Genomic DNA, 1945 nt, shown 5'->3' with positions numbered 1-1945 from the left:
GGGAAAACCTGGCGAGGGATTTGGCCTCCGCGGCAAAGAGCTGTTTTTCGGAAATTCGGACCTGTGAGGATGCGATGGTGAGAAGGCCAACGCTGAGAAGGGCCAGGAGCATCATCAGGGTGATGGTGGCAATCAGGGCAAAACCTTTGCTGACATGCCTGATAGGACGTTTAGTGAAATGTTTAATCTTCATGAAAATGGTGGGTTCCGGCGTGCACTTTTCCGCTCAAGTTTGAGGATATAAAAATCCCCACTGTCACGAAGGTGCGAAGAGCCAATTCTTAACTCTAGTCAATACAAAAAAGAGGCAGTCCATGCAAGCTCAAAATTGCTTCAAACAAGCGCATTGCAGGCAGAATAAATTGACGGAGATACCATCTGGAAGGAGGAGAGAAGCGGGGAGAATGCATTTTTATGATAATCAGTTCTTAAAATCTTATATTATGGTATTTATAAGAAAAATCGGATTCTAAATTCGGTGGATTGAAAAAAGACCTGAATATCATATTCTCTCAAGAAAAGCTGCCTGAGGAATTCCGTAGCGACACCGCAGACATCGGATTGCGTCCGTATACCTCCGAGGACGGCAGCCCGACCGAGCAGAACCGGCCCATTGCCTCCTGGAACCAGCTCTACCTGTGGGCCAACGTGTGGGACTCCTCCACGAAGAGGGAAGGCCAGGACGCTTCCGCCACATTGCAGTGGAACGGGACCTCCCCCAGCACATTGATTGCGTCTGACGCCACAGCGAACATGGAAATTATGGACAACCGCTACACGTACATGCGCCATCCTATTCTGCTGCGCTTCTACTCCTTCGTCGGCGTCCAGTACGCCAGATTCGGAGGAACAAACGGCCAGAATCCCTCCGTAAATGGCGGATTCATCAATCTGGCCTTCTCCGTCATTCCCGTCTATGTATGGTGGAACCCATACAACGTAGACATGAAATTCCAGGGGGCCAATGGAGAAGTATGGGGGGCCTACTTCGGCGAACACCGCTTCATGCCCCTGATGTTCTCCCACAACATCAAAAACGGCGGCGGTGTGGGGGCCATGGGCAACTATACGGAACATCCCCTGACTCCCTACGTTCAAAATGCCATAAACAAAAACGACCGCCAGGTGGCGGACTTCGGCGCGTCCTTCCGTGACAAAGTCACCTACCAGTCGGACGGCTCAACCAACAAGGGTAATCCTTCTACCCTGAAAGCCGGAGAAATCGTCATTTTCGCTCAGCCTATTCCCCTGATTGATGACGTGTCCAACCCCTTCCACGGCAACTCCGTCTACCGGTCCAAAGATAATGGTATTGACATTAAAACGGATAACTTTGCCATGAAGGAAGGCTGGTCCCTGGATTCCGCCCAGACCACAGGCTACTCCGTCAACATGTACTCCGGCCTGAAATACCAGAATTTTGACGGCAACAAGTACCTGGACGGAGACCCGTTCATGGCCTCCGCCGTTTTCGCCCAGAATGATGACGACCTGAAAGGCTGGTCCGGCACGACCGCCGACCGGACACCCTCCGACCACATCCTCAGCCATAAATATACGGACGAATTCGGAGCCGGTTCCAAAAAGCTGGGAACCTTCACGATGGGGGCCGGTCTCATGAGAGCGGAGCAGATGGGACAACCCACCAAGCTGAACGGCGCCAATACGGCAGACCCCGCCATCTTCTCCAAGACGATGCCCGCCGTGCTGAACCTGAACTGGGGCGCGTGGGAAAAACCTCTGCTTGAAAACATCAAATTCCCGGCGGACATGTGGAAAAACAATACCGGACCGGAAGAGAACAAGGAAAGGCAGGGCTATTATGGCGAGGCGGATCCGGACGCTCTTTTCATCGCCTACTACGGAGTATCGGTCAAATGGGGCAAGCCTCCGGTGATCGGAGCCTACCCGGAAGGCAAGGACTACCGCGCCAAGACATGGCAGC

1 protein-coding gene and 1 pseudogene are annotated in these 1945 nt (G+C 52.8%); one reads left to right on the top strand and one right to left on the bottom strand.

The window, feature by feature from the left end; translation table 11 throughout:
- Positions 1-193: hypothetical protein (locus HJW02_RS12845; RefSeq protein ID WP_208050658.1), on the bottom strand; the 193-nt coding region annotated here is incomplete at its 3' end.
- Between the two features lie 368 nt (positions 194-561).
- On the opposite strand from HJW02_RS12845, the pseudogene HJW02_RS12840 reads away from it, so the two are divergent.
- Positions 562-1945 (top strand): annotated as a pseudogene (locus tag HJW02_RS12840) (hypothetical protein); the annotation flags it as partial.

It is taken from the genome of Akkermansia sp. GGCC_0220 (assembly GCF_017566105.1).
Taxonomy (GTDB): Bacteria; Verrucomicrobiota; Verrucomicrobiia; order Verrucomicrobiales; family Akkermansiaceae; genus Akkermansia; species Akkermansia massiliensis.
Note: the sequence above shows the minus strand (reverse complement) of the source record. Positions and strands in the feature narration are given on the sequence as shown.